Genomic DNA, 25,926 nt, shown 5'->3' with positions numbered 1-25,926 from the left:
AAACCCGCGCTGAATTTTCCTACGGTAATCCCATGACTTTCGCCTCCCTTGGCCTGATCGAACCCTTGCTGCGCTCTCTAGAGACGCTCGGCTACCAGACTCCTACGCCGGTTCAGGCGCAAGCCATTCCGGCGGTGCTGGCCGGTCGCGACCTGATGGCTGCGGCCCAGACCGGCACCGGCAAGACCGCCGGTTTCGCGCTGCCGCTGCTGCAGTTGCTGGCCATGGAAGGGCCGAAAGTTGCCTCCAACTCGGTGCGCGCCCTGATCCTGGTGCCGACCCGCGAACTGGCAGAACAGGTTCACGAAGCCGTGCGTCAGTACGCCGAGAACCTGCCGTTGAGCACTTACGCGGTGTACGGCGGCGTCAGCATCAACCCGCAAATGATGAAGTTGCGCAAAGGTGTCGACGTGCTGGTGGCGACCCCGGGTCGTTTGCTCGACCTGTATCGCCAGAAGGCCCTCAAGTTCAATCAGCTGCAAACCCTGATTCTTGACGAAGCCGACCGCATGCTCGACCTGGGTTTTTCCGAGGAGCTGGGAAATATTTACCGCGTGCTGCCGAAGCAACGTCAGACGCTGTTGTTCTCCGCGACCTTTTCCGACGCCATCCGTTTGCTGGCCGGGCAAATGCTCAACGATCCGCTGAGCATCGAAGTCAGCCCGCGCAACGTCGCCGCCAGCACCGTCAAGCAATGGGTTGTGGTGGTGGACAAGAAGCGCAAACCTGAGCTGTTCGTTCACTTGCTGCGCAAGGGCAAATGGAAGCAGGTGCTGGTGTTCGCCAAGACCCGCAATGGCGTGGACGCGCTGGTGGAAAAACTCCAGGGCCTTGGCATCAACGCTGACGGCATTCACGGCGACAAACCGCAGGCGACTCGTCAGCGTGCGCTTGACCGTTTCAAGGCCAGCGAAGTGCAGATTCTTGTAGCCACCGACGTCGCGGCCCGTGGTCTGGATATCGAAGATTTGCCATTGGTGGTCAATTTCGACCTGCCGATCGTGGCTGAGGACTACATCCACCGGATCGGTCGTACCGGTCGCGCGGGTGCAACCGGTGAGGCGATTTCCCTGGTGTGCGCGGATGAAGTGAATCAACTGTCCGCCATCGAGACGTTGACCCGTCAGACCCTGACGCGTCAGATGGAACAGGATTTCGAGCCTGAGCATCGGGTGCCGGACACTGATTCCAGCGGCCAAGTGGTGAAGAAGCCGAAAAAACCGAAGAAGCCGAAGACGTCCAGTGGCGGTAAACGCAACCTGGGCAAATGGGTTGAGAGTGGTGATGCTTCGGCGCCGGAACCTTCGATCAAGCCTGTGCGCAAGGTGCCGGTGTTTAATACTGGGCCGCGTAAGCGTAAGCCTTGATTCTCTGCGGCGTCTGTTGATCGTTCCCACGCTCTGCGTGGGAATGCAGCCCGGGACGCTCCGCGTCCCTTCAAAGCCGAACGCGGAGCGTCCGAAGAGGCATTCCCACGCAGAGCGTGGGAACGATCATCACGCCCCTCGCTTCAACCACTCCACCATCCCGAACCCCGCCGTTCTACCACTGGCAAAACACGCCGTCAGCAAATACCCCCCCGTCGGCGCTTCCCAATCGAGCATTTCCCCCGCGCAGAACACGCCGGGCAGTTGCTTGAGCATCAAACGTTCATCCATCGACTCGAACATCACGCCACCGGCGCTGCTAATGGCTTCATCCAGCGGACGGGTTTTCACCAATGTCAGTGGCAACGCCTTGATCGCTTTGGCCAGCAGCGCCGGATCAGCGAAGCATTCGGCCGGAGTGAGCTCGCGCAGCAACGCCGCTTTCACACCATCGATCCCGAGCTGGCTGTGCAAGTGTTTCGACATGGAACGAGACCCACGCGGTTTGCTCAGCGCAGCCTGCACTTTATCCCCAGGCCTGCCAGGTAACAGGTCGAGGTGAAGGGTCGCCGAGCCGTGCTGATTGATGGCTTCGCGGATCGGCGCCGACAAGGCGTAGATCAAACTGCCTTCAATCCCGGTCGCCGTGATCACACATTCGCCGAGCCGTGGGACGTCGTCATTGAGGCCAATGGCGATGTTTTTCAGCGGTGCGCCGGCGAATTTGCTGACCATCAACTCGCTCCAGGCCTGCACCTCGAAGCCGCAATTGCTCGGTTGCAGGGGCGCAAGTCCTACGCCGCGTTGTTCCAGTGGCAGCATCCAGGCGCCGTCCGAGCCGAGGCGCGACCAACTGCCGCCGCCGAGGGCCAGCAAGGTTGCGTCAGGTTTGACGGTTTTTTCGCCCTCGGGGCTGTCGATGCGCAATTCGCCGCTGTCATTCCAGCCGAGCCAGCGGTGACGGGTGTGAATAACGACGCCGCTGTCACGCAGACGTTTGAGCCATGCACGCAACAGGGGAGCGGCTTTCATGTCTGTAGGAAAAACTCGGCCGGAGCTGCCGACAAAGGTTTCGATGCCCAGGTCATGAATCCATTGGCACAACGCATCGGCGCCGAAGGACCTTAGCAGCGGCGCAATCTGCGGCGCGCGTTCGGCGTAACGCGAGAGAAACGCCGGATAAGCTTCGGAATGGGTGATGTTCATGCCACCCACACCGGCCAGCAGGAATTTTCGCCCAACTGAAGGCATGCCGTCGTACAGATCAACGTTGATCCCGGCCTGGCTCAGCACTTCAGCCGCCATCAAACCGGCGGGGCCACCGCCGATGATGGCAACGTGAGAAGTGGAGGAAGGCGAGGGCTGGGTCATGGCTAGAGCTGCGGCGTGGCGGAATAAGCCGCGCATTCTACCAGCACGAAGCATTGTGGGCGTTGTTGAAGAAGCTGATCAAAAAACAACCACCCCTTTGCAGGCTATAGGCAGCATGGCCTGTAGGACCTTTCACTCAGGTTATCCACAGGCAGTTCCACAGGCATTGTGGGTAAAGACCCATAATTCAATGACAACCTGATGACTGCCAGACCCGCTGCGCGCTGTGATGGAGGATTCCATGACGGCGCGCCAACGCCTTGCGGTCCTTGCTGTAGCCGCCGCCGATCACGCCGACCACCGGAATATCGCGGCCCAGACAATGACGCATCACACTTTCATCGCGAGCGGCGACGCCTTCGTCTGTCAGCTTCAGGTAGCCGAGCGCGTCATCTTTATGCACATCGACGCCGGCGTCATACAGCACCAGGTCAGGTTGGTAGAGCGGCAGCAAATAATTGAGCGCATCGTCCACCACCTTCAGGTAGTCGGCATCGCCCATCCCCATGGGCAGTGGAATGTCCCAGTCACTTTCGGCCTTGCGTGCAGGAAAATTCTTTTCGCAGTGCAGGGAAACGGTCACTGCGTCCGGGGTGTTGTGCAGAATCCGTGCAGTCCCGTCGCCCTGATGCACATCGCAGTCGAAGATCAGCACCCGATTCACACGACCGCTTTCCAGCAAGAAATGGCTGATCACTGCCAGGTCATTGAAGATGCAAAACCCGGCAGGATGGTCGTAGTGAGCGTGATGGGTGCCACCTGCCAAGTGACAGGCCAAACCATGTTGCAGCGCCTGCTCGGCGGCCAGAAGCGAGCCGCCAACTGCCCGAACCGTGCGCCGGGCCAGGGCTTCGCTCCACGGCAGGCCGAGGCGCCGCTGGTCTTCGCGGGACAACTCGCCACTCATGTAGCGTTCGATATACGCAGAGTCATGAGCGAGGGCGAGAATCTCTGGCGGGCAGAGGTCGGGGCGCAGCAGGTCGGCGTCCCGGGTCAGGCCACTGTCCACAAGGTGATCGCGCAGCAGGCGAAACTTGTCCATGGGGAAGCGGTGATCCGCCGGGAACTCGGGACTGTAGTCTTCGTGGTAGATCAGGGGCAGCGGCATGACGAATTCAGTTCGGAATGAAGGAAGGATCCTACCAGCGATGTAGACTTGCGGCATGGAAACGGGGGGCACGATGGAGCCGATACTGGAACTCGAGAGCGCGCGACTGCTGTTACGGCAGTGGCGCGATGAGGATTTGCCGGAGTTTGCGGCGATGTGCGCCGATCCACAGGTGATGCGATATTTTCCAGCGCCTTTGAGTCGACTGGAAAGTGCTTCGCTGATCGGACGGGTTCGTGGCCATTTTGCCGAGCATGGCTTCGGACTCTGGGCGCTGGAGCGCAAGGATACCGGGGCATTTATCGGGTTCACCGGGCTCGGGGTGGTCGGTTTCGACGCGCCTTTCACACCGGCCACTGAAATCGGCTGGCGCCTGGCCCGCGAGCACTGGGGCCTTGGCTACGCCAGTGAAGCGGCGTGGACCGCTCTGCGCTGCGGGTTTGACCGGTTGCCGCTGAAAGAAGTCGTGTCCTTCACCAGCGAAACCAACCTGCCGTCGCAGAAAGTCATGCAGGCGATCGGCATGCACCATGATTCAGCCGATGACTTCGAACATCCGACGCTCGCGGTCGATCATCCCCTGCGTCACCATGTGCTGTACCGCATCACTCGTGAACAGTGGCTGCAAACCTTGCATGGATAAGCCGGCACGGACGTTTACAATGGCTCCCCTGGGCCCTGGCCAGAATTTGAATCGACCGTCGCAGCCAAGACTGCGCGGCATGCGTTGTGTGAGGAGAGTCTGAATGAGCCAAGTGTTGGATGATCTGGTTGACCTGTTGACCCTGGAACCGATCGAAGAAAACCTGTTCCGTGGCCGCAGCCAGGACCTGGGTTTTCGTCAGCTGTTTGGCGGCCAGGTGATTGGTCAGTCCCTGTCGGCGGCTAGTCAGACGGTCGAAGAAGCGCGCCATGTGCATTCGATGCACGGTTATTTCCTGCGTCCGGGCGATTCCGCGTTGCCCGTGGTTTATCAGGTTGATCGGGTACGCGACGGCGGCAGCTTCAGTACGCGTCGGGTGACGGCGATTCAGAAAGGCAACCCGATCTTCACTTGCAGCGCTTCGTTCCAGTACGACGAAAAAGGCTTCGAGCACCAGGCCGAGATGCCGATTGTGGTCGGCCCGGAAAATCTGCCTTCGGAGCTGGAACTCGCGCAACAGCGCGCGCACCTGATCCCCGAGCACATGCGCGAAAAACTGCTGTGCCCCAAACCGATCGAGTTCCGACCGGTCACCGAGGAAGATCCCTACAACCCGCAACCGTCCGATCCGATCAAGTACGTCTGGTTTCGCGCCGACGGTGGCTTGGCCGATTCCCCGGCGCTGCATAAATACCTGCTGGCCTACGCCTCGGATTTCGGTCTGCTGACCACGTCAATGCAGCCTCACGGCAAGTCGGTCTGGCAGAAAGACATGCAGGTCGCCAGCCTCGATCATTCGCTGTGGTTTCACGCCGATCTGCGCGCCGATGACTGGCTGCTGTATGCGATGGACAGCCCGTGGGCCGGCAATTCCCGTGGCTTTACCCGTGGCAGCGTGTTCAACCGCGCCGGGCAACTGGTGGCGTCGGTCACGCAGGAAGGCCTGATTCGCCACCGCAAGGATTGGGCATGAGCCTGGCCGAGGTGCGGCACTGGGTGTTCGACATGGACGGCACCCTGACGGTGGCCGTGCATGACTTCGCGGCAATCCGCGTGGCGTTGGCGATTCCTGCCGAAGACGACATCCTGACCCACCTCGCCGCGCTGCCGGCCGACGAAGCCGCGGCCAAACATGCGTGGTTGCTGGAACACGAACGAGACCTGGCGTTGGGTTCGACAGCAGCACCGGGCGCGGTGGAACTGGTGCGTGAGTTGGCCGGACGCGGTTATCGCCTGGGCATTCTCACGCGCAATGCTCGCGAACTGGCGCATGTGACGCTGGAGGCAATCGGTCTGGCCGACTGCTTCGCGGTGGAAGATGTGTTGGGTCGTGATGAAGCGCCGCCGAAACCGCATCCGGGTGGTTTGTTGAAGTTGGCACAGGCCTGGAATGTACCGGCCAGTGAAATGGTGATGGTCGGTGATTACCGCTTTGATCTGGATTGCGGCCGGGCGGCAGGGACGCGGACGGTGTTGGTGAACCTGCCCGATAATCCGTGGCCTGAGTTAACGGATTGGCATGCGGCCGATTGCGTGGCGTTGCGGCAGATGCTTTCGGCTTGAGGGCCCCTTCGCGGGCAAGCCTTGCTCCTACAGGTCCTCGGTGTAAATGCAATCGCGTGCACACCACAATCCCGTAGGAGCAAGGCTTGCCCGCGATGGCGTCGGCTCAAACACCAAAAAAACTCACTGCCCGAACAACGCTTTCTGCCCCTCCGGCGAGTTGAACATCCCATCCCCATCATGCCCGACCCCAGGCACTTCGATCAGTTGCTGACTCATTCCTTGAGGATGCAGCCGCTTCAGATAAGCAAAATAATTGCGTCCGCGAACCAATCGATTGGCTCCCTGAGATTGGGCCTCACAGCTTTTATCCAGCGCCGGATGCTTCGAGTCGATGTCCTGCTGCCCGAGTAGATAAACGACGTCACGCTTGACGTAGTTTTCCTTCAACTGCGCGGGTGTTTGCCCATCAGCGTAGGTAGGGAGACCCGCCAGCCCGTACTTCCAGCGATTGAAATTAGGGCAACCGGCGTGGCTGAACGCCATCGGCCGTCGTTCATCGAAGTACGCATAAGAAGACGAGTTGGCAATGACGTAACGCACCTGTATGTCCGCCGCCTTGAGCGCTGGCTGATCGTGACCCAGCAATGCATATCGCTGCACCACCTGAGCGCCACCGGAATGACCGGCGATGACGATTTTCTTCACGTCTGGAAACTGTCGGCGATCGCCGATTCGGGCGATGATTTCGTCGAGGGCGGCGTAGGAACTCAGGGAAAACGGAGCGGTGGATAAACCGCCCGCCATCCAGTCATTGCCCTGCCAGCGCAATACGCTGTCAGCCACGGGATGAAGCGCGACGTCGGTTTCATTGAGAAATTGCGGGGCGATCACCAAGGTGGTTGCGCTTTGCCCGGCCTGCTCGGCCGCGTGCTCGGCGCTCTGGCGATAGGTTTGGGCATTGCGCAATCGACCGTGGATGATGATCAGCACGCGTTCGATTTTCGTCGGCGCCGGGCCGATGCCCACCGCGATTTCACCTGAAGTCAACAGCAGGCGTCCGGGGCTGACCTCCTTGACCGCATGCTCGGCAGCCTGGGCGCTTGCGCAGGTGATCAGTAGAGCTAACAGCCACTTATTCATTTATAGGTTTTTCGCTGCAAAGGTATCGCACTGGCCGACCTGGCCTTGCGCGAATCCGGTTTTGAACCAGCGCACCCTTTGCGCCGACGTACCATGAGTAAACGAGTCCGGCACCACGCGACCCTGGCCTTGCTGCTGCAAACGGTCGTCGCCGATGGCGTTGGCGGCGTTCAGGGCTTCTTCGATATCACCGGGTTCCAGCCAGTTCAGACGTTTTTGCGCATTGTTGGCCCAGACTCCGGCCAGGCAATCGGCTTGAAGTTCCTGGCGCACCAGCAATCCATTGTCACCTTCCATTGGCCGGCCCTGTTGGCGAGCGGTCTGAATTTTCGCTGAAACGCCGAGCAATGTCTGCACGTGGTGTCCGACTTCGTGAGCGATGACGTAGGCCTGCGCGAAGTCACCCGCGGCGGCAAAGCGTTGGGACATTTCCTGGAAGAAACTCGTGTCCAGATAGACCTTCTGGTCCGCCGGGCAGTAGAACGGACCGGTCGCCGATGTCGCCAGGCCACAGGCCGAGTTGACACGGCTACTGAACAGCACCAGGGTCGGGTTCTTATACTGCCGACCGGCCTGCTGGAAGATCTGGCCCCAAGTGTCTTCGGTGTCGCCGAGGATCGAGCGCACGAATTCGGCCCCTTCATCATTGGCCGGCGGTGCCTTGCGGGTTTCGGTCGGTGCGGGTGCCGATTGCTCACTCATCTGCCCGGTGAGTTGTCCGAGGATCTGCATCGGGTCCTGGCCGGTGATCCAGCCGATCCCGACGATCAATATAATCGCCGTCAGGCTCAGGCCCTTGCCGCCACCGAAGCGCATCCCGCGACCACCACCGCCGACATTATCTCCACGGGCATCGACCACGTTGTCGCTGCGTCGGCCTTTTTTCCATAGCATCTGGGAATCCTCTGATTGTCCGTGGGGATGAGTGTTGCTGCTGAGTGGGAGCGGCGCCAGTCCGGCTGTCCGGCTTTTTCGCGCGGCCGGTAGCCTTGCAGACTGTAGGAACATGGATCACCCATCGAATTCCGTCAGGGGACGGGTTTTTATCGAGTAGGCAAGTCGCTGCGTCTATCGAGCATCGGGTTCCAGATTTCGAATTACACTGTTCGTCTTCTAGAATCATGCAAATTGTATTCGGAACCTCCCATGGCCGGCAGTCAGATCGAACGTGTCTTCAACGTGCTCGAAAGCCTCACCAGTGATCCTCGCGGCCTGCCGATGCAGATGCTCGCGGAGCAGCTGGACATCCCTAAAAGCGCCACTCACCGCCTGCTCGCGGAACTGATCCGGCTGGGTTATGTGCGGCAGAATCCGGAGAACCTGCGGTATCACTTGTCCACCAAACTGGTGGCGATGGGTTTCCGTTACCTATCGGGCAGCGGTGCCGATATCGTTCAGCCCGTGCTGGATCGCCTGGCCCAGGAAACCGGGGAGCTGGTACGTCTTGGGTTGATTGAAGGCGAGCGGCAAATCTGGATCGCCAAGTCTCAGGGGGCTCGTTCCGGCCTGCGTTACGACCCGGAAATGGGCCGCGATGCGCCGTTGTTCTATACCGCGTCGGGCCATGCGTGGCTAGCGTGCATGAGTGATGCCGAGGCGTTGTCGCTGGTGGAACGCCAGGGCGGCGAGCGACCTAAAGACCTCGGGCCGAATGCACCGCGTTCCAACATTGAACTGCTTGAGCGTTTGCGTCTTGCGCGGGAGCAGGGCTACGCCTGGGTCGAGGAAAGTTCGGCGGTGGGCACCTCGGCGATCGCAGCGGCGGTGCGGCACCCAAGCGAGGGGCGGGTGATCGGTGTGCTGAGCATCGCCGGGCCGAGTGCGCGCATGCCGGGCGCACGGTTGCATGAGTTGGCGCCGCTGCTGTTGAGGTATACCGAGGAATTATCGGCGGCGAGTCTGGCGTCGGAGTTGTTCAGTTAACCCTGTGCGCCGCCAGCCCTCTCCCACATTCGAATTTTTTTCGACCGTAGAACTGTGCGGTGTTCGAACACATTCGGCCTATTCTTTTATCGGAATCTGGAACCACGTTCTAAATTATTGAAGCGCGCCGTCCGCGACACGTTTCACATCGCAAGGGATTCCCATGCCAGCAAGCACCCCGCTCTCCGGCGTAAACCAACCCTTCAAAGGGATTTTGCTGATCGTCGTTGCGACGTTCCTGTTTTCCACCCATGACGCTTTTTCGAAATACCTCTCGGGATTCTATCCGATCGTGATGGTGGTCTGGGCTCGCTATGTGGTTCACACCGTGTTGATGGCCGGGATTTTTCTGCCGCAGTCCGGGTTGCGCGTCCTACGGACCAAGCGCCCGATGCTGCAGTCGGTGAGGGCGTTTTGCCTGTTGGGCACCAGTTTGTTTTTTACCACCGGCCTCCAGTACATCCCGTTGGCTGAAGCGACGGCAGTCAACTTTCTTGCGCCGGTTTTGGTGACCGCGCTGTCGGTGCCGCTGCTGGGTGAGCGCGTCACCCGTGGCCAATGGATCGCGGTGATTTGCGGATTTATCGGCGTGTTGATCATCGTCCATCCCGGCGGAGAACTCTTTACCCCTGCGGTGTTGCTGCCGCTCTGCTCGGCGCTGTTTTTCTGCTTCTATCAGTTGCTCACCCGCAAGCTCAGCAACATCGACAGTCCGACCACCAGCAACTTCTTCGCCGGGCTGTGTAACACGCTGGTGATGAGCGCGCTGGTGCCATTCTTCTGGCAAGTACCCAGCCTGGGGCATGGACTTATGATGGTGGCGCTGGGCGCCTGCGGGATGACGGCTCACCTGTTTCTGACGCAAGCCTTCCGTCACGCCGCCCCGGCGCTGTTGGCGCCGTTCGGTTATTGCCAGATTGTCTTTGCCGGTTTGCTGGGCTGGTTGCTGTTTTCTCACACGCCGACCCTGACGACGGTGGTCGGGATCGCGGTGATTTGCTGCAGCGGGTTGGCAGCAGCCTGGCAGCAAAGCCGTCGGTGATGCCGGGGGAGGGCTTGGTGAAGAGCCGGGCGCTGCGCAGCCGTTGCAGTTCGATCCGCTTGCCGCTGAACATTTCCGAGAACCGCAACACCGCGATCTCACCTGCGCTGTCGAGTTATCGCGGCTCCGGTGTGCATCACATCGCCTTCGATTGCGACGACATCTTTGCCGAAGTCAGCCGGGCCAAGGAGGCGGGCGTACCGTTGTGGGATATCCCGCTCAATGACTAAATCCCGCAGTGGTGCCGTACGTCAGGCAAAGTTGTAGGAAAATCGTAAACACGGGTACAAACTGCCGGGGCGCGGCTTCCTTCACTGTGCGGCGCGGCCCATAATCGCCAGCCTGTGCAGTGATGGCCGCGAGCCCGCAATGACAATAATTTCAGAACGCTCCCCAGCGCCTGGCGAACCCATGGCCGAGCCCCGCAAGAGTCGCAAGAACAACCCGGAAAAGACCCGCGAGAACATCCTTCAAGAAGCCATTGTCGAGTTCGTCCAGCAGGGGCTTTCCGGCGCTCGCGTCGATGCGATCGCCGAACGTATCCACACCTCAAAACGCATGATCTATTACTACTTCGGCAGTAAGGAACAGCTCTACGTCGAGGTGCTGGAGAAGCTCTACGGCGATATCCGCAGCACCGAAAACCGTCTGCACCTGACCGAACTGGCGCCGGTGGAAGCGATTCGTCGGCTGGTTGAATTCACGTTCGACCACCATGATCGCAACGTCGACTTTGTGCGGATTGTCAGCATCGAGAACATTCACAACGCTGAATACGTGAAACGTTCCGATGCGATCAAGGCGATGAACAACACGATTCTCGATTCACTGGGCGAGATTTTGCGTCGCGGTGCCGAGGAAGGCGTGTTTCGCGCGGGGCTTGAGCCGCTGGATGTGCACCTGCTGATCAGTTCGTTCTGCTTCTATCGCGTGTCGAACCGCCATACATTCGGTGAGATTTTTCAGATCGACCTGCCGGACGAAAGCATCAAAGAGCGTCATCGCGAGATGATTTGCGAGTCGGTTCTGCGGTATCTGAAGGCCTGATGTGGGGTGAGGGGATTAACCCCTCGCGACCCGCCACTGCCGCGCCGGCGCCACCGGCACGGTGGCGGAATGGCTCGCGGGCGTGAACGTTGGACAGGTGGACTTCGATCACCGGCAATTCGCTGGCGGTTTTTAGCGCGGCAGATGTTCAACCAGAAAATCGATAAACGCCCTCAACCGCAGCGGCATATGGCGAGTTTGCGGATAGAGCAAAGTGAACGGCCGCGAGCGTCCGCCATAAGGCTTGAGTACTTCCACCAGCGAGCCATCGGCCAGTTCTTTTTCGACAATGAAGCGATAAGTCTGAAACAACCCTGCTCCATGTTTTGCCAGGGTCACACCCCCTAGCACATCGTCGGAACAACTGAGATTGCCCTCGGCCAGAATTTCCCGCGGCGCGCCATTGTCGTTGAACAACCAGGCAATGCGTCGGCCGCTGCTAGGCAGTTCGTACTGAATGCATTCGTGCTGCTGGAGGTCGTCCAGGGTGTGCGGGACGCCAGCGCGCTTCAGATAATCGGGACTGGCAATCATCACCAATGCCGCATCCTCCAAGTGCCGGGCGATCAGGCCGGAATCAGGAATCGCCCGCACGCGGATCGCCATGTCATAGCCCTCGCCGACAAAATCGATATTGCGATTGCTGATGTGCGACTCGACCTTCACCGCGGGAAAGCGTGCCCGAAAAGCCGGTAGCAATGGCAGGATTCGGTGATGGGCATAGGTGGTGGGAATGCTGATGCGCAAAGTGCCGGAAGGTTGTTGCTGCTGGCCCATGACCTCGCGCTGGGCCTCGACCAGTTGCGCCAGCGCCTGACGGCATTCCTCGTAATACCGCCGACCACTGTCGGTCAGATTGACGCTGCGGGTGGTGCGGGCGAACAACCGCACGCCCAGGCGCTCTTCCATGCGCGACACCGAGCGGCTCACGGCTGCCGGCGTCACGCCAGCCACCAGCGCGGCGGCGGTAAAGCTGCCAGCCTCGGCGGCCAGACAAAACAGTTCGATGCTGCCCAGTTGAAGATCGTCGAATTGTCGCGGCATGATTGATTACACCGGGGATCAAATGAAGTGCTGGATTTCGCCACTGTAGATGAAATCACCGAAGCGGTGCTTTACTTGACTGCGCCGACTTCATCACCGGCAAGTGGTCGGTCTTTTTTTAATCACCGGACAGGAGAAACGTCATGCCTTTCGTCAGCGTACGTATTACCCGTGATGGCGTGACCCGGGAGCAGAAAGCCCAGGTCATCGCCGAAATCACCGACACCTTGCAGCGCGTCCTCGGCAAGCCTGCGGAGTTGACCCACATCGTGATCGAGGAGGTCGACACGGATAATTGGGGTTATGCCGGGATGACCACGACCGAGTATCGAAAAAATCAGCCAGGGTGAGTGTGTAGAAAACCGAAAAGCCGTCCTCGTGACGGCTTTTTTTTGGATGCGGTGAAAGGATTGCTTACCAATTTGCGCCGTTATCCGCCGGGCTGACGAGGGCCTGAGCGCTAGGCTCAATGGCGGATGGCTGATCGAATGCTCACCGCCAGTTATCGGGTTTTCCAAGGAATGTCGAGTCTTCGGACTCATTAACCTAACGGATGGGTTAGCATGAAATTATTCAGCTACAAAGGGTTTTCAATGGTGATCATGTTGCGCGATGAGCATTGCCCGCCGCATGCACATGAGGATGCCGGAACCTGGAGTGCGCGCTTCAAATTCAGCTTCTGGCATAACAGTGTCGAGCTGTGGGACGTGGTTCCTCATTCTCGCAGGCCACCTGTGGCGGTGCTGGAAGGATTACGTCACGCGCTCGGACAACCCGCTCACTTGCGCCGCGCTCGGTGTATCTGGTGGGACAAGCTGCACACGGTCTGCCTCGATCATCAGATATGGGACTGGCAAACCAGCGAAGTCGTGGTGGTAAAAAGGGTCGCCAGTACGACCTGCATGATTGGCTCGGCTTGTTATGAGCCCGAGACGAACAAGACCCTACTGGCGCTGATGGGCGTTCCGGAGGGTGTGGAGATCGAACTATGAAAACGATAACAGCAAAAATGTTGGTGGATCGGCCCGTAACCGAGGCCGTGCTGGATGAAGCCATCCAGCGTGGGCAAGTGCGGCACAAAGGCGGTCTGCAGGCGACTTCGGTGACCTTTGTGGAACCGTGCCTGGCGGTCGGTTTCATTGATGGCAGTGGCGTGCTGTTGCCCGTGCAGCACTATCCGGAATTCGATGATTTCGACGTCGAGGATTTCGCAGACCTGAACGTCGGTTTTTCCGGGACAGCCCTTTGCCATGAGGGTAAGGATCTGCAGGTCTCCATTGCCGGGATGATTTCGGCCAGCAAGCCGCTGATGGATATGGCCGCGTCAGTCATCGCCTCGCGTAATGGTCGCCAAAGCAGCGCCGCCAAAGCAGAGGCTGCGCGGGCGAATGGCCGTAAGGGCGGGCGTCCGCGCAAGGCAGATGTCATCCTTTAAGCACGCACAAAAAAGCCGTCGTGATGACGGCTGATTTGTATGAGGTCGCAGCAATTACCGGCGAGTCAGCAACACCCCGGATTCCATGTGATGGGTCCACGGGAACTGGTCGAACATTGCGCATCGGGTGATGCGGTGGGTGTCGTGCAGTTGGGCGATGTTGGCCGCCAGGGTTTCCGGGTTGCAGGAAATATAGAGGATGTTGTCGAAGCGACGGGTCAACTCGCAGGTGTCCGGGTCCATACCGGCGCGAGGCGGATCGACGAAGACACTGCCAAACTCGTAGCTCTTCAGATCGATGCCGTGCAGACGACGGAACGGACGAACTTCGTTCAGGGCTTCGGTCAGCTCCTCGGCGGACAAACGCACCAACGTGACGTTATCCACAGCGTTTTCGCTGAGATTGCTCAACGCTGCGTTGACCGAGGCCTTGCTGATTTCGGTGGCCAGCACTTTGCGCACGCGCGTCGCGAGCGGCAGGGTAAAGTTGCCGTTGCCGCAATACAGCTCCAGCAAATCGTCGGAGCGATCACCAAGTGAGTCGTAGGCCCAGTTGAGCATCTTCTGGTTCACGGTGCCGTTGGGCTGGGTGAACGCGCCTTCCGGCTGGCGGTAGCTGAAGGTGCGACCGCTGACGTCCATCTGCTCGACCACGTAATCGTGACCGATCACTTCGCGTTTGCCCTTGGAACGGCCGATGATGCTGACGTTCAGGTCGGCGGCCAGTTTCGAGGCCGCCGCGTGCCAGTGCTCATCCAGCGGGCGGTGATAGCACAGCGTGATCAACGCATCGCCGGCCAGCGTGGTCAGGAACTCCACCTGAAACAGCTTGTGGCTCAGGGCCGCACTCGCTTGCCACGCTGCCTTCAGCTGCGGCATCAACTGATTGATACGCGTGCTTGCGATCGGGAACTCTTCGATCAGGATCGGTGTGCGTTTATCTTCCTGGGAAAACATCGCGTAGTGACGCTCGCCGGCTTCGCGCCACAAGCGGAATTCGGCGCGCAGGCGGAAATTTTGCAGCGGTGAGTCGAACACTGCAGGTTCTGGCGCACCGAACGGGGCCAGCAGGTCACGCAGGCGCGTGACCTTTTCTTCGAGCTGAACGGCGTAAGCCTGGGAATCAAAAGTCATGCGTTGAACCAACCCAACTTGATCACGAACAGAATCGACAGAATCACCAGCGCCGAGTTGAGCTCACGGGCGCGGCCGGACAGCAACTTGATCGCGGTCCAGGAGATGAAACCGAAGGCGATGCCGTTGGCGATGGAATAAGTGAACGGCATGGCCAGGGTGGTGACCACGACCGGTGCGGCGACGGTGATGTCGTCCCAGTCTATTTCGGCCAGGCCGGATGTCATCAGTACCGCGACGAACAGCAGTGCAGGCGCGGTAGCAAAGGCTGGAACGCTGGCCGCCAATGGCGAGAAAAACAGCGCCAACAGGAACAGAATCGCTACGACAACGGCGGTCAGGCCGGTGCGGCCACCGGCACTCACGCCGGCGGCGGATTCGATGTAACTGGTGGTGGTCGAAGTGCCCAGCAGCGAACCGGCCATGGCCGCGGTGCTGTCTGCGATCAGGGCGCGGCCCATTTTCGGCATATGACCGTCCTTGCCCATCAGGCCTGCGCGCTTGGCGACGCCGATCAGGGTGCCGGAGTTGTCGAACAGATCGACGAACAGGAAGGCGAAAATCACGCTGACCAGGCCGATGTCCAGGGCACCTTTGATGTCCAGTTGCAGGAACGTCGGGGCCAGGGACGGCGGCATCGACATCACGCCGCCAAACGGGGTGAAGCCCATCACGATCGAAACGATGGTCACCACCAGAATGCCGATCAGTACCGCGCCGCGAATCTTCAGCGCTTCGAGGGCAACGATCAGGGCAAAGCCGAGGGTCGCGAGGATCGGGGCCGGTTGTTTCAGATCGCCGAGGCCGACCATGGTTGCCGGGTTGCTCACCACGATGCCCGCGTTATGCAGGGCGATCAGGGCCAGGAACAGGCCGATACCGGCGGCAATCGCTGAACGCAGCGGCAACGGGATGCTGTTGATGATCCATTCGCGGATGCGGAAGATCGACAGCAGGAAAAACAGCACCGCCGAGATGAACACCGCCCCAAGCGCCACTTGCCAGGTATGGCCCATGTGCAGGACCACGGTGTAGGTAAAGAAGGCGTTCAGGCCCATGCCCGGCGCGAGGGCGATCGGGTAGTTGGCGATCAGGCCCATCACCGTGGAGCCGATGGCGGCTGCCAGACACGTGGCGACGAACACCGCGCCCTTGTCCATGCCGGTCTCGCCGAGAATGCTCGGGTTGACGAACAGGATGTAGGCCATGGCCAAAAAGGTCGTGACGCCCGCCAGAATCTCGGTTCGCACGTTGGTGTTGTGTGCCTTGAGTTGAAACAGCCTTTCCAGCATGTCTGCTCCCCGTGGCGCGCCCGGCGCCGTGAATGTATCGACCTCAACAGCAAAGCACAGACCGCTGCAGGCGCCTGGTCATTTTCTGTGGGTCGGAAAAAGCCGCGCATCATACCAGCAGCGTGAGGCTATGGCTGCTTATGGCTGCGATCGTCGTCGATGTTTTGCGCTAAAGCGAAGTGAGCCATACTGCGCGCTGGTTTTGGGGGTACTTATGTATTGCATGAATAGACGTCTGATTGCCGTATGCGCAGTGTCAATCGCCTTGTTCCTGGGGGCACACACCGCCTCGGCTGCATCGGCGGCGCCGTTGAGTCAGGTGAAGGTACTCAAGGTCGAGTCGCCGGTCTGCGGTTTTGAAGACATCGCGTCGGGGCAGGAGAAAACACGCTGCGATCACAGTGGACCGAACATCAGAATCTACGTACTGGAAGTCGGCTACGGCCGCGGGGCACATGTCGGGTTGGATGGTTTTGACGTGAACGGCACCCGCACCCCGGTCTGTGCTTTTGATAATGGCAACCTGACTGAGTGCACCGTCGGGAGAAAAACCGTCGGCTATTTGTATGTCTTCGATCTGGCCGGCAAGCAGGAAGGCACATTTACCTTCAGCAACACGTCGATCAACGCGCCAGGCAATACGCTGTCGACGCAGCTTTACATCAAGTAACGGCGGGTTCGAACAAGGGGCAGGAAAGCTGACTACGCTTTAAAGATCATCCAGTGGACTGCGCCCATGACCTTTAGAGCTCTGATTACCCTCGCCGAGGGCATCGATGACCTGCAATCAGTGACCCTGATTGATGTGTTGCGCCGCGCCAAGGTTGAACTGGTGGTAGCCAGCATCGAGCGGCGGCGCATGCTCACCTGCGCGCGCGGCACCCGTGTGACGTCCGATGCGATGCTGGTGGACGTGCTGGCCCAGGCGTTCGACCTGATTGTCCTGCCCGGCGGTGCCGTGGGGGCGCAACATCTGGCGAACCATCAACCCCTGCGACAATTGCTCAAGGATCAGGCCGCGGCCGGACGCCTGTTCGCCGGCATCGCCGAGGCCCCGGCGCTGGCGTTGCAAGCCTTTGGCGTACTGCGTCAGCGGCGTATGACCTGCCTGCCATCGGCCAGCCATCAACTGTTGGGCTGCAACTTCGTCGATCAACCGGTGGTGGTCGATGGCAACTGCATCACCGCGCAGGGTTCAGGGGCGGTGTTGCAATTCGCCCTGACGCTGGTGGAACAACTCTGCGGTAAGGCCACGCGAGCGGCGGTGGCGGGGGAGTTGGTGGTGTAGCGCCGCGCCACAAATCAATTCCCTTGAACGCTCACTACACCCCGAAGTCGTACCCCTTATGACGGCGGTTTGCCAAAACGCCGCGAACGTACGATCAACCGTGAGGTGTTTATGAGCGCTACGACTCCCGATGCTGCGCAGCCGTCATTCGTCCGCCATCCGCTAGGCCTGAACCTCAACGGTCAGGAGTGTCAGCTTGAGGTGTTGCCCTGGACCACGTTGCTGGACTTGCTGCGTGAGCAACTGGACCTGATCGGTACGAAAAAAGGTTGCGATCACGGTCAGTGTGGCGCCTGCACGGTATTGCTCAACGGCAAACGAGTGAATGCCTGCCTGACGCTGGCGGTGATGTGTGACGGTGCTCAATTGACCACGATCGAAGGCTTGGCCAATGGTGACGAGCTGCACCCGATGCAGCAGGCCTTTATCAAGCACGATGCCTTTCAATGCGGGTACTGCACGCCCGGTCAGATCTGCTCGGCGGTCGGGCTGGTCAACGAAGGTCGGGCGCAAACCACCGAGCAGATTCAGGAGTTGATGAGCGGCAATCTTTGCCGCTGCGGTGCCTACAGCAACATCCGCGATGCCATCGAAGAGGCCCTGCCTGCCTGCCGTCAACGAGCCGGGCAAGGAGGTGGCCAATGAACCCTTTCCATTACAGCAAGCCCGAGTCGGTGCAGGATGCGGTTCATCTCGCCGGCCCGGCGTCGCGGTTCATTGCCGGCGGTACGAATCTGCTGGATTTGATGAAGGAAAATGTCACCCGCCCCGAGCACTTGATCGACATCACCGGTCTGCCGTTGCGTGAGGTCACTGAAACAACCAAGGGTGGGCTGCTGATCGGCGCTCTGGTCAGCAACGCGGACCTGGCCTGGCACCCGCTGATCGAACAGCGCTATCCGCTGTTGTCCCAGGCAATCCTGGCCGGCGCGTCGCCGCAACTGCGCAATATGGCCAGCACTGGCGGCAACGTGCTGCAACGCACTCGCTGCTACTACTTCTACGACGCCAATGTGCCGTGTAACAAACGCGAGCCTGGGAGCGGTTGTCCGGCGCGGGACGGCCTGAACCGAATCCACGCCATCTTCGGCGCCAGTGCGCAGTGCGTCGCCACGCATCCCTCCGACATGTGTGTGGCCTTGGCTGCTCTGGAGGCCGTGGTCCATGTGCAAGGTCGCGGTGGAGCGCGTGCCATCGAGTTCGCCGATTTCCACCGTTTGCCTGGCGATGCTCCCGAGCGCGACAACCAACTGGCCGACGATGAACTGATTACCGCCATCGAGTTGCCCGCCACGGGTTTTCCCGCGCACAGCCATTACCTGAAGATCCGTGATCGCGCGTCTTATGCTTTTGCATTGGTCTCGGTGGCTGCGGCGCTCGACATGACCGGGCCGATCATTCGCGAGGCGCGGCTGGTCCTCGGCGGCGTGGCACACAAACCCTGGCGCGACAAGGCGGTGGAGAGTTGGCTGGCCGGTAAGGCGGTCAGCCACGAAACCTTCAGCGCCGCCGCCGATGCCCTGCTGCAAAACGCCGAACCTCTCGAACACAACGCTTTTAAAGTCAAACTGGCGCGCCGGGCCATCATCCGCGCACTGAGCGATGCCGCGCTGGGAGGGCAAGCGTCATGAATACTGATACCAAGCCAATTGGGCAGCCGCTGGATCGCGTCGACGGTCAGCTCAAAGTGACCGGCCAGGCTCGTTATGCCGCAGAGTTTCCCGAGGAAGGGCTGCTTCACGGTAGCGTGGTTTCCAGTCGTATCGCCTGCGGTCGGGTGACTCGCATTGATGCGTCCCAGGCCCTGGCGCTGCCTGGCGTGGTCGCGGTGATCGATCACACGAGCCGGCCGAAAATCGCCAGTTATGACAAAGACTATGAAGACGCCGACTCGGCCAAAGGCTCGCCGTTTCGCCCGTTGTACAACGACCGGGTCCTATTCAACGGTCAGCCATTGGCCTTGATCGTTGCCGACAATCTTGAGTTGGCGCGGTATGCCGGTTCGTTGGTCGTGATCGAATACGAAGCCGAATCTCATCAGACCGATTTGCTGACCCTGCAAGGCGAAGCCCGTCCGGCACCCGCCGAACTCCCCAAACCCCGTGGGAATTTTCAGGCTGAATTTGCCAGCGCGGCCATCAGCCTGGATCTGAACTACAGCACGCCGATCGAACACCACAACCCGATGGAGCCTCACGCCAGTACGGTGCTGTATCAGGCCGATGGCAGTTTGCATATCCATGACAAGACTCAGGGCACGCAGAACTGTCAGTCGTACGTGCAAAAGGTCTTCGGTCTGGATAAAGAGCACGTCCGGATTTTCGCTGCTTATGTCGGCGGCGCATTCGGCTCTGGCCTGCGTCCACAGTATCAATTACCCCTGGCGGTGATGGCGGCACTGGCGCTCAAGCGCTCGGTGCGGGTGACCCTGACGCGTCAGCAGATGTTCACGTTCGGCTATCGGCCACGCACCTTGCAGCGTCTGCAATTGGGCGCGGCCGCCAGCGGCCGCTTGCTGGCGGTCGCTCATACCGCCATCGGCCAGACCTCGCGTTTTGAAGATTTCACCGAGCATGTCGTCGAGTGGAGCGGCATGCTCTATCACTGCGACAACGTACTGCTGACCTACAAACTGCTGCCCTTGGACGTTTTCACGCCACTGGACATGCGTGCCCCCGGCGCAGCGCTGGGGTTGATCGGCCTCGAATGTGCGATGGACGAACTGGCCTGTGCGTTGGCGATCGATCCGGTGCAACTGCGCTTGATCAACTATGCCGAGCGCAATCAGAACGAAGACAAACCGTATTCCAGCAAGGCGCTGCGCGAGTGTTATGCCCAAGGCGCGAAACGCTTCGGCTGGGAAAAACGCAATGCCGAGCCCCGCAGCATGCGCCAGGGCCGGCAGTTGGTCGGTTGGGGCATGGCCGGCGGTGTCTGGGAGGCGATGCAACAGAAGGCCAGCGCCAAGGCCAGCCTCGATCACAACGGCAAACTGACAGTCAGCAGCGCGACGACAGACATCGGCACTGGAACCTACACGGTGATGACGCAAATCGCCGCCCAGGCGTCGGGCGTTTCGCTGAAGGATGTCACTTTTGTTCTCGGCGATTCTTCATTACCGACCGCGCCATTGCAGGGCGGTTCGTTCACTGTTTCGTCGGTAGGCACCGCAGTCCAGCAGGCCTGCGAGGCATTAAAGGAAAAGTTGATCACCGTAGCGCGGCAGACGCAACCGGCATTCAGTGGCGTGACCTCGGAGCAGGCGGTTTTCGAAGACGGCCAACTGTCCTTCGGCGAAGTGCAGGTATCGCTGGCTGACCTGGCCCGAGACAGCAACGAAGAAACGCTCGATGTTCAGGTGGACGCCGAGCCTGACAAAAAACGCGAAGCCTACGCCACTGCGACTCATTCGGCGGTGTTCGTCGAGGTATCAGTGGACGAGGATTTGGGGACGGTGAAGGTCCGTCGGGTGGTCAGCGCCATCGCCGCGGGGCGAGTGGTCAACCCGAAAATGGCTCGTAGCCAGATCCTTGGCGGTGTGGTCTGGGGCATCGGCATGGCGTTACACGAAGAAACACAAACTGACCACGCGCTGGGCCGTCATATGAACCACAGCCTGGCCGAGTATCACATTCCGGTAAACGCCGACGTCGGCGACATTGATGTGCTGTTTGTCGAAGAATACGATGAGATCGTCAACGCCCTGGGTTCCAAGGGCGTGGGTGAAATAGGTATCGTCGGGGTCGCGGCGGCGGTGGCCAATGCCATTTATCACGCCACCGGAAAGCGGGTGCGGGACTTCCCCATCACCTTGGACAAACTCCTTTAGACCCTGGCTTCTTCCGCCGGCACATGCATGCGGTCGCGGTTGGCCAGGGTCGGGAACAGTTTGATCCAGGCTCCGGTGACCACCAGCGTGCCGATGCCGCCCATGACCACCGCCGGCACGGTGCCGAACCAATGGGCGGTCAAGCCGGATTCAAACTCGCCCAACTGGTTCGATGCGCCGATGAACAGACCGTTTACGGCGCTGACCCGGCCGCGCATTTCATCCGGGGTTTCCAGTTGCACGAAGGAGGCGCGGATCACCATGCTGATCATGTCCGCCGCGCCCAACACCACTAACACCGCCAGGGAAAACCAGAACGAGGTTGACAGGCCGAACGCAATGGTCGCGACGCCGAAAACGCCCACAGCGGTGAACATGACCCGTCCGACTTTGCGCTCCACGGCAAATCTCGCCAGGTACAGCGACATCAGCAGCGCACCGACTGCCGGCGCCGAACGCAACAGGCCCAGTCCCCAGGGGCCGGTCAGCAGAATGTCCTTGGCGAACACCGGCAGCAACGCCGTCGCGCCACCGAGCAGGACGGCAAACAGATCCAGGGAAATCGCCCCGAGAATGTCCGGGCGACTGCGAATGAAACGGATGCCCGCCAGCAACGAGTCCAGGGTGGCCTTGCCCTTGTTCAACGGTGTTTGCCGGGCGGGCAGGTTGAGCATCAGCATGCAGGCGATGATGTAGAGGATCACCGTCGGGCCATAGACCCAGACGCCGCCAAAGGCGTAAAGCAAACCGCCCAACGCCGGGGCGACGATGGTCGCTGATTGCTGTGCGGATTGGGCGGCGGCGACGGCGCGCGGAAACAGTGCGCTGGGCACGATGCTCGGCAGCAGGGCCTGAGTGGTCGGCATCTCGAAGGAGCGCGCGGCACCGAGCAGAAACGCGAGGATGAAGATCATTTCCCGGGTGACATGGTCGGTTGCGCTGCCGATGGCCAGCGCCAAGGCGATCAGCGCTTGCAGCGCCTGACAGATCGCCGCGACCTTGCGTCGGTCATAGCGGTCGGCGACATGCCCGGTGTGCAGCATGAACAGCACTCGCGGGGCGAACTCCACCAAACCGACCAGGCCCAGATCGAGCACATTGCCGGTCAGTTGGTAGAGGTTCCAGCCAATGGCCACCGTGAGCATCTGAAAACCGCTGGCGGTAAACACCCGAGCCAGCCAGAACGCGATAAACGGGCGGTGATGACGTAACAGCAAGGGCGCTTGGCTGGGCATCTGAAGGCAGGTCTTGAGCGAGGGGAGGGTCGAGATTATCACCAAGCTGTAACCAAAAGTTGCAGGGTCGGGAAATTTCGTTAGCTAGACACCGATCGCGAAACGGAGAATCACCTTGTGGGAGCGAGCTTGCTCGCGATGGCGGCGTATCAGTCACTAATCTGTTGCCTGACACACCGCTTCGCGAGCAAGCCCGCTCCCACAGGGGGATGTGTTGCCAGTGATTGCCATACCCGTGAGGCAACCTGTCACGCGGCAAAAGACCACACCGTCCATCGTCAAAAATGGGACTACTCTTTTAGCGTTGCTTGATCCAGATCAAGACCGTTCGTGGAAATGATCCGCAGGCCAGTTGGCCAGACTCCCTACGTTGTGATGTTTGTAAAAAAAGAACGAATTCAAATTCGCCACACTCCATATCCGTGGGGGCAGTGGGTGTAGGCCACAAGCCTTCAGCCGGTATTACCTGACAGAGGAAGACTTATGTTCGGTTTGGAGGCACTTGATCTCGCCCGGATTCAGTTCGCGTTCACTATTTCGTTTCACATTCTATTTCCCGCCATCACCATTGGCCTGGCGAGTTACCTGGCGGTGCTCGAAGGCCTGTGGCTGAAAACCAATAACGACACGTACCGCGATCTGTACCACTTCTGGTCGAAGATCTTTGCCGTCAACTTCGGAATGGGTGTGGTTTCCGGGCTCGTCATGGCCTATCAGTTCGGCACCAACTGGAGCCGCTTCTCGGACTTCGCCGGCTCGGTGACCGGGCCGTTGCTGACGTATGAAGTACTGACTGCTTTCTTCCTCGAAGCCGGTTTCCTCGGCGTCATGCTGTTCGGCTGGAACAAGGTCGGGCGCAATCTGCACTTCTTCGCCACGGTGATGGTGGCCATCGGCACCCTGATCTCGACCTTCTGGATTCTTGCCTCCAACAGCTGGATGCAGACCCCGCAGGGCTACGAAATCGTCAATGGCCAGGTGATTCCGGTGGACTGGCTGGCGGTGATCTTCAACCCGTCGTTTCCTTACCGCCTGTTGCACATGTCGACGGCGGCGTTCGTCGCGACCGCCTTCTTCGTCGGTTCCTCGGCGGCCTGGCATTTGCTGCGCGGCAAGGACAACCCGGCGATCCGCACCATGCTCTCGATGGCCATGTGGATGGCGTTGATCGTGGCGCCGATTCAGGCAGTCATCGGTGACTTTCACGGGCTGAATACGCTTGAGCATCAGCCTGCAAAAATCGCCGCGATTGAAGGGCACTGGGAAAACCACGGTGATGAACCGACCCCACTGATCCTGTTCGGCTGGCCGGACATGAAAGAAGAGCGGACCAAATTCGCGGTAGAGATTCCGTATCTGGGCAGCCTGATCCTCACGCACTCGCTGGACAAGCAGGTGCCGGCGCTCAAGGACTTCCCGCCTGAAGACCGACCTAATTCGACCATCGTGTTCTGGTCGTTCCGGATCATGGTCGGCCTGGGTTTCCTGATGATTTTTACCGGGTTGTGGAGCCTGTGGCTGCGCAAACGCGACAAGCTCTATACCTCGCGGCCATTCCTGTACCTGGCATTGTGGATGGGCCCGTCCGGCCTGATCGCGATTCTCGCCGGTTGGTTCACCACTGAAATCGGTCGTCAGCCATGGGTGGTGTACGGCTTGATGCGTACGGCGGATGCGTCGTCCAATCACAGCTTCATGCAGATGAGCATCACGTTGATCATGTTCGTCGTGGTCTATTTTGCGCTGTTCGGTGCCGGTCTGGGCTACATGATGCGCCTGGTGCGCAAAGGGCCGAAGATCGACGAAGGCAAGGAAACGCCCGAGGGCGGTCCAGGCAAGAAACGCACACCGGCCCGGCCGCTGTCCGCCGCCGATGACAACGGTGACGGCGATCACAGCCCCAGCCTGACCAAGGAGATTTGAATCATGGGTATTGATCTTCCGCTGATCTGGGCCGTGATCATCATCTTCGGCATCATGATGTACGTGGTCATGGACGGTTTCGACTTGGGGATCGGGATTCTTTTCCCGTTCATCCCGGGCAAGACCGACCGTGACGTGATGATGAACACCGTCGCGCCGGTCTGGGACGGTAACGAAACCTGGCTGGTACTGGGTGGTGCGGCGTTGTTCGGTGCCTTCCCGTTGGCGTATTCGGTGGTGCTCTCGGCGTTGTACCTGCCGCTGATTTTTATGCTGATCGGGCTGATCTTCCGCGGCGTGGCCTTCGAGTTCCGCTTCAAGGCCAAGGACGACAAACGCCATCTCTGGGACAAGGCGTTCATCGGTGGCTCAATCGCCGCCACCTTCTTCCAGGGCGTGGCGTTGGGGGCGTTCATCGATGGATTTCCAGTGGTCAACCGTCAGTTTGCCGGCGGCTCACTGGACTGGTTCACGCCGTTCACAATGTTCTGTGGCGCAGCGCTGGTGGTGGCTTACGCGCTGCTTGGCTGCACCTGGCTGATCATGAAGACCGAAGGCAAGTTGCAGGAGCAGATGCATGACCTGGCACGACCACTGGCCTTCGTGGTGCTGGCGGTGATCGGTATCATCAGCATCTGGACTCCCCTGGCCCACGCTGACATCGCGTCTCGCTGGTTTACCCTGCCGAATCTGTTCTGGTTCCTGCCGGTGCCGATTCTGGTGCTGGTGACCATGTACGGCTTGATCCGCGCGGTGGCTCGCCATGCGAACTACACGCCGTTCCTGCTGACGCTGGTGCTGATCTTCCTGGGCTACAGCGGCCTGGGCATCAGCTTGTGGCCAAACATCGTGCCGCCGTCGATCTCGATTTGGGACGCCGCCGCACCGCCGCAAAGCCAGGGCTTCATGCTGGTGGGCACGCTGTTCATCATCCCGTTCATCCTGGGTTACACCTTCTGGAGCTACTACGTGTTCCGCGGCAAGGTGACCCACGAAGACGGTTACCACTAAACACGCGACAGCGGCGCAGTGATGATACCTGCGCCATTTCAGAGGAGATTGCGATGATGGCGCGTAAACATTCCTTGCAGGAAATCGAAGCAGCAGAGAAAAAGCCGCTCTGGCAGCGACTCGGCTGGCTGGCGATGATCTGGACCGGCAGCGTTGTGGCGCTGTTCATCGTAGCCAGCCTGATGCGCATGTTCATGAATGCCGCGGGCCTGACGACCCACTGATGTTTGACACCTAATCCCATCCCGTTGCCTTGCGGCACGGATTTACAACCCTCCTGATGGGAGTGATGCTGTTCACTTAAGCTCGAGGTTTCAGGCACACACACACACACACACACACAGGCGTAGCGAGGGGGCGGGTCATTAAAGAGCCGGCCGGCTTGTATTTTGTTGATCGTGTACATATCCGTTTCTGCAGTCACGGCGGCTTAGGGTTCCGCCCTTACGGCGGGTCACTTGGAAATACGGAATGCCGCCCAACCCCAAGTAACCAAGGGCTCTTGCCCCTGACGTTCGGTGTCGAGCCTAGGCGAGGCACCGAATGGCGGGGCAAGAACCCTTGGTTACTTGGGGTTTTTCCAAGTGA

Annotated in this window: 26 protein-coding genes and 2 pseudogenes; 19 read left to right on the top strand and 9 right to left on the bottom strand. The window is 59.9% G+C overall.

The annotated features are described in order from the left end of the window. Nucleotides 1-32: 32 nt before the first annotated feature. Nucleotides 33-1,367 carry a DEAD/DEAH box helicase gene (locus ACYZTR_RS24580; protein ID WP_461974582.1) on the top strand — a complete coding sequence of 445 codons (1,335 nt, stop codon included), beginning with the start codon at nt 33-35 and terminating at the stop codon, nt 1,365-1,367. Nucleotides 1,368-1,496: 129 nt separating this feature from the next. Here ACYZTR_RS24580 and ACYZTR_RS24575 read toward each other — a convergent pair whose 3' ends face one another. Further along, the gene (locus ACYZTR_RS24575; protein WP_461974580.1) at nt 1,497-2,738 is read right to left on the bottom strand and encodes a TIGR03862 family flavoprotein; all 1,242 of its coding nucleotides are present in this window, start codon (nt 2,736-2,738) and stop codon (nt 1,497-1,499) included. Nucleotides 2,739-2,925: 187 nt separating this feature from the next. Beyond that, nucleotides 2,926-3,846 carry a histone deacetylase family protein gene (locus ACYZTR_RS24570; protein ID WP_461974578.1) on the bottom strand — a complete coding sequence of 307 codons (921 nt, stop codon included), beginning with the start codon at nt 3,844-3,846 and terminating at the stop codon, nt 2,926-2,928. A 73-nt stretch (nt 3,847-3,919) separates the two neighbouring features. On the opposite strand from ACYZTR_RS24570, the gene ACYZTR_RS24565 reads away from it, so the two are divergent. The 3 genes from ACYZTR_RS24565 (at nt 3,920) to ACYZTR_RS24555 (ending at nt 6,052) form a co-directional block, all read left to right on the top strand. Continuing rightward, on the top strand, nt 3,920-4,489 hold the full coding sequence (locus ACYZTR_RS24565) for a GNAT family N-acetyltransferase (RefSeq protein ID WP_461974576.1): 570 nt from the start codon (nt 3,920-3,922) through the stop codon (nt 4,487-4,489). A gap of 103 nt (nt 4,490-4,592) precedes the next feature. Beyond that, on the top strand, nt 4,593-5,462 hold the full coding sequence (gene tesB / locus ACYZTR_RS24560; RefSeq protein WP_461974574.1) for an acyl-CoA thioesterase II: 870 nt from the start codon (nt 4,593-4,595) through the stop codon (nt 5,460-5,462). Next, entirely contained in the window at nt 5,459-6,052 is a 594-nt protein-coding gene (locus tag ACYZTR_RS24555; RefSeq protein ID WP_461974572.1) for an HAD family hydrolase, read from the top strand. Before tesB ends, ACYZTR_RS24555 begins: the two co-directional genes overlap by 4 nt. Before the next feature lie 123 nt (nt 6,053-6,175). Here the strand turns inward: ACYZTR_RS24555 and ACYZTR_RS24550 are convergent, their stop codons facing one another. Beyond that, complete coding sequence (locus ACYZTR_RS24550) at nt 6,176-7,135, bottom strand: alpha/beta hydrolase (protein WP_461974570.1); 960 nt, start codon at nt 7,133-7,135, stop codon at nt 6,176-6,178. Further along, complete coding sequence (gene ypfJ / locus ACYZTR_RS24545; protein ID WP_461974568.1) at nt 7,136-8,029, bottom strand: KPN_02809 family neutral zinc metallopeptidase; 894 nt, start codon at nt 8,027-8,029, stop codon at nt 7,136-7,138. It lies immediately after the preceding gene. A 252-nt stretch (nt 8,030-8,281) separates the two neighbouring features. Between ypfJ and ACYZTR_RS24540 the strand changes: the two genes are divergently transcribed. The 4 genes and pseudogenes from ACYZTR_RS24540 (at nt 8,282) to ACYZTR_RS24525 (ending at nt 11,147) form a co-directional block, all read left to right on the top strand. Next, the gene (locus tag ACYZTR_RS24540) at nt 8,282-9,058 is read left to right on the top strand and encodes an IclR family transcriptional regulator (RefSeq protein WP_461974566.1); all 777 of its coding nucleotides are present in this window, start codon (nt 8,282-8,284) and stop codon (nt 9,056-9,058) included. A 163-nt stretch (nt 9,059-9,221) separates the two neighbouring features. Further along, on the top strand, nt 9,222-10,100 hold the full coding sequence (locus tag ACYZTR_RS24535; protein ID WP_461974564.1) for a DMT family transporter: 879 nt from the start codon (nt 9,222-9,224) through the stop codon (nt 10,098-10,100). 11 nt (nt 10,101-10,111) lie between these two features. Continuing rightward, nucleotides 10,112-10,324: pseudogene (locus tag ACYZTR_RS24530) on the top strand (VOC family protein); the annotation flags it as partial. Nucleotides 10,325-10,469: 145 nt separating this feature from the next. Then, a complete protein-coding gene (locus ACYZTR_RS24525) occupies nt 10,470-11,147 on the top strand; it encodes a TetR family transcriptional regulator (RefSeq protein WP_461974562.1) in 678 nt (225 codons plus the stop codon). On the opposite strand, the pseudogene ACYZTR_RS24520 reads toward ACYZTR_RS24525, so the two are convergent. Continuing rightward, nucleotides 11,089-11,295 (bottom strand): annotated as a pseudogene (locus ACYZTR_RS24520) (type II 3-dehydroquinate dehydratase); the annotation flags it as partial. The gene ACYZTR_RS24525 and the pseudogene ACYZTR_RS24520 overlap by 59 nt on opposite strands. Further along, nucleotides 11,280-12,191, bottom strand: a complete 912-nt coding sequence (locus ACYZTR_RS24515) for a LysR family transcriptional regulator (protein WP_461974560.1) — start codon at nt 12,189-12,191, stop codon at nt 11,280-11,282. The pseudogene ACYZTR_RS24520 and the gene ACYZTR_RS24515, both read right to left, overlap by 16 nt. Before the next feature lie 143 nt (nt 12,192-12,334). Between ACYZTR_RS24515 and ACYZTR_RS24510 the strand changes: the two genes are divergently transcribed. The 3 genes from ACYZTR_RS24510 to ACYZTR_RS24500 all read left to right on the top strand — a co-directional run bounded on the left by ACYZTR_RS24510 (nt 12,335) and on the right by ACYZTR_RS24500 (nt 13,626). Further along, on the top strand, nt 12,335-12,541 hold the full coding sequence (locus ACYZTR_RS24510) for a tautomerase family protein (RefSeq protein WP_461974558.1): 207 nt from the start codon (nt 12,335-12,337) through the stop codon (nt 12,539-12,541). A 213-nt stretch (nt 12,542-12,754) separates the two neighbouring features. After that, the gene (locus ACYZTR_RS24505) at nt 12,755-13,183 is read left to right on the top strand and encodes a DUF4160 domain-containing protein (protein WP_461974556.1); all 429 of its coding nucleotides are present in this window, start codon (nt 12,755-12,757) and stop codon (nt 13,181-13,183) included. Further along, complete coding sequence (locus ACYZTR_RS24500) at nt 13,180-13,626, top strand: DUF2442 domain-containing protein (RefSeq protein WP_461974554.1); 447 nt, start codon at nt 13,180-13,182, stop codon at nt 13,624-13,626. The genes ACYZTR_RS24505 and ACYZTR_RS24500 overlap by 4 nt, the downstream gene beginning before the upstream one ends. A 54-nt stretch (nt 13,627-13,680) precedes the next feature. Here ACYZTR_RS24500 and trmA read toward each other — a convergent pair whose 3' ends face one another. Further along, nucleotides 13,681-14,760, bottom strand: coding sequence for a tRNA (uridine(54)-C5)-methyltransferase TrmA (gene trmA, locus ACYZTR_RS24495; protein WP_461974552.1), 1,080 nt, complete (start codon nt 14,758-14,760; stop codon nt 13,681-13,683). Then, a complete protein-coding gene (locus ACYZTR_RS24490) occupies nt 14,757-16,052 on the bottom strand; it encodes an NCS2 family permease (RefSeq protein ID WP_461974550.1) in 1,296 nt (431 codons plus the stop codon). Before ACYZTR_RS24490 ends, trmA begins: the two co-directional genes overlap by 4 nt. A 214-nt stretch (nt 16,053-16,266) precedes the next feature. Here ACYZTR_RS24490 and ACYZTR_RS24485 point away from each other — a divergent pair, with 214 nt between their 5' ends. The 5 genes from ACYZTR_RS24485 (at nt 16,267) to ACYZTR_RS24465 (ending at nt 21,169) form a co-directional block, all read left to right on the top strand. Further along, on the top strand, nt 16,267-16,722 hold the full coding sequence (locus tag ACYZTR_RS24485) for a DUF4879 domain-containing protein (RefSeq protein WP_461979877.1): 456 nt from the start codon (nt 16,267-16,269) through the stop codon (nt 16,720-16,722). Nucleotides 16,723-16,788: 66 nt separating this feature from the next. Then, nucleotides 16,789-17,340 (top strand): DJ-1 family glyoxalase III, encoded by a 552-nt coding sequence (locus ACYZTR_RS24480; RefSeq protein ID WP_461974548.1) that lies wholly within the window; start codon nt 16,789-16,791, stop codon nt 17,338-17,340. Nucleotides 17,341-17,451: 111 nt separating this feature from the next. Continuing rightward, the gene (locus tag ACYZTR_RS24475; RefSeq protein ID WP_461974546.1) at nt 17,452-17,985 is read left to right on the top strand and encodes a (2Fe-2S)-binding protein; all 534 of its coding nucleotides are present in this window, start codon (nt 17,452-17,454) and stop codon (nt 17,983-17,985) included. Further along, nucleotides 17,982-18,971: an FAD binding domain-containing protein gene (locus ACYZTR_RS24470; protein WP_461974544.1), complete on the top strand. Its 990-nt coding sequence runs from the start codon at nt 17,982-17,984 to the stop codon at nt 18,969-18,971. The genes ACYZTR_RS24475 and ACYZTR_RS24470 overlap by 4 nt, the downstream gene beginning before the upstream one ends. Further along, nucleotides 18,968-21,169 carry a xanthine dehydrogenase family protein molybdopterin-binding subunit gene (locus ACYZTR_RS24465; protein WP_461974542.1) on the top strand — a complete coding sequence of 734 codons (2,202 nt, stop codon included), beginning with the start codon at nt 18,968-18,970 and terminating at the stop codon, nt 21,167-21,169. The genes ACYZTR_RS24470 and ACYZTR_RS24465 overlap by 4 nt, the downstream gene beginning before the upstream one ends. On the opposite strand, the gene ACYZTR_RS24460 is transcribed toward ACYZTR_RS24465, so the two are convergent. Continuing rightward, nucleotides 21,166-22,404, bottom strand: a complete 1,239-nt coding sequence (locus ACYZTR_RS24460) for an MFS transporter (protein ID WP_461974540.1) — start codon at nt 22,402-22,404, stop codon at nt 21,166-21,168. The genes ACYZTR_RS24465 and ACYZTR_RS24460 overlap by 4 nt on opposite strands. A 483-nt stretch (nt 22,405-22,887) precedes the next feature. On the opposite strand from ACYZTR_RS24460, the gene ACYZTR_RS24455 reads away from it, so the two are divergent. The 3 genes from ACYZTR_RS24455 to ACYZTR_RS24445 are packed head-to-tail and all read left to right on the top strand — an operon-like array spanning nt 22,888 to nt 25,562. Beyond that, nucleotides 22,888-24,327, top strand: coding sequence for a cytochrome ubiquinol oxidase subunit I (locus ACYZTR_RS24455; protein ID WP_461974538.1), 1,440 nt, complete (start codon nt 22,888-22,890; stop codon nt 24,325-24,327). 3 nt (nt 24,328-24,330) lie between these two features. After that, on the top strand, nt 24,331-25,338 hold the full coding sequence (cydB, locus tag ACYZTR_RS24450) for a cytochrome d ubiquinol oxidase subunit II (RefSeq protein ID WP_461974536.1): 1,008 nt from the start codon (nt 24,331-24,333) through the stop codon (nt 25,336-25,338). A gap of 56 nt (nt 25,339-25,394) precedes the next feature. Then, nucleotides 25,395-25,562, top strand: coding sequence for a DUF2474 domain-containing protein (locus ACYZTR_RS24445; RefSeq protein ID WP_461979875.1), 168 nt, complete (start codon nt 25,395-25,397; stop codon nt 25,560-25,562). Nucleotides 25,563-25,926: the final 364 nt, after the last annotated feature.

This window comes from Pseudomonas sp. Hz4, from assembly GCF_054898165.1.
This window is presented reverse-complemented; position numbering and strand designations above follow the sequence as displayed.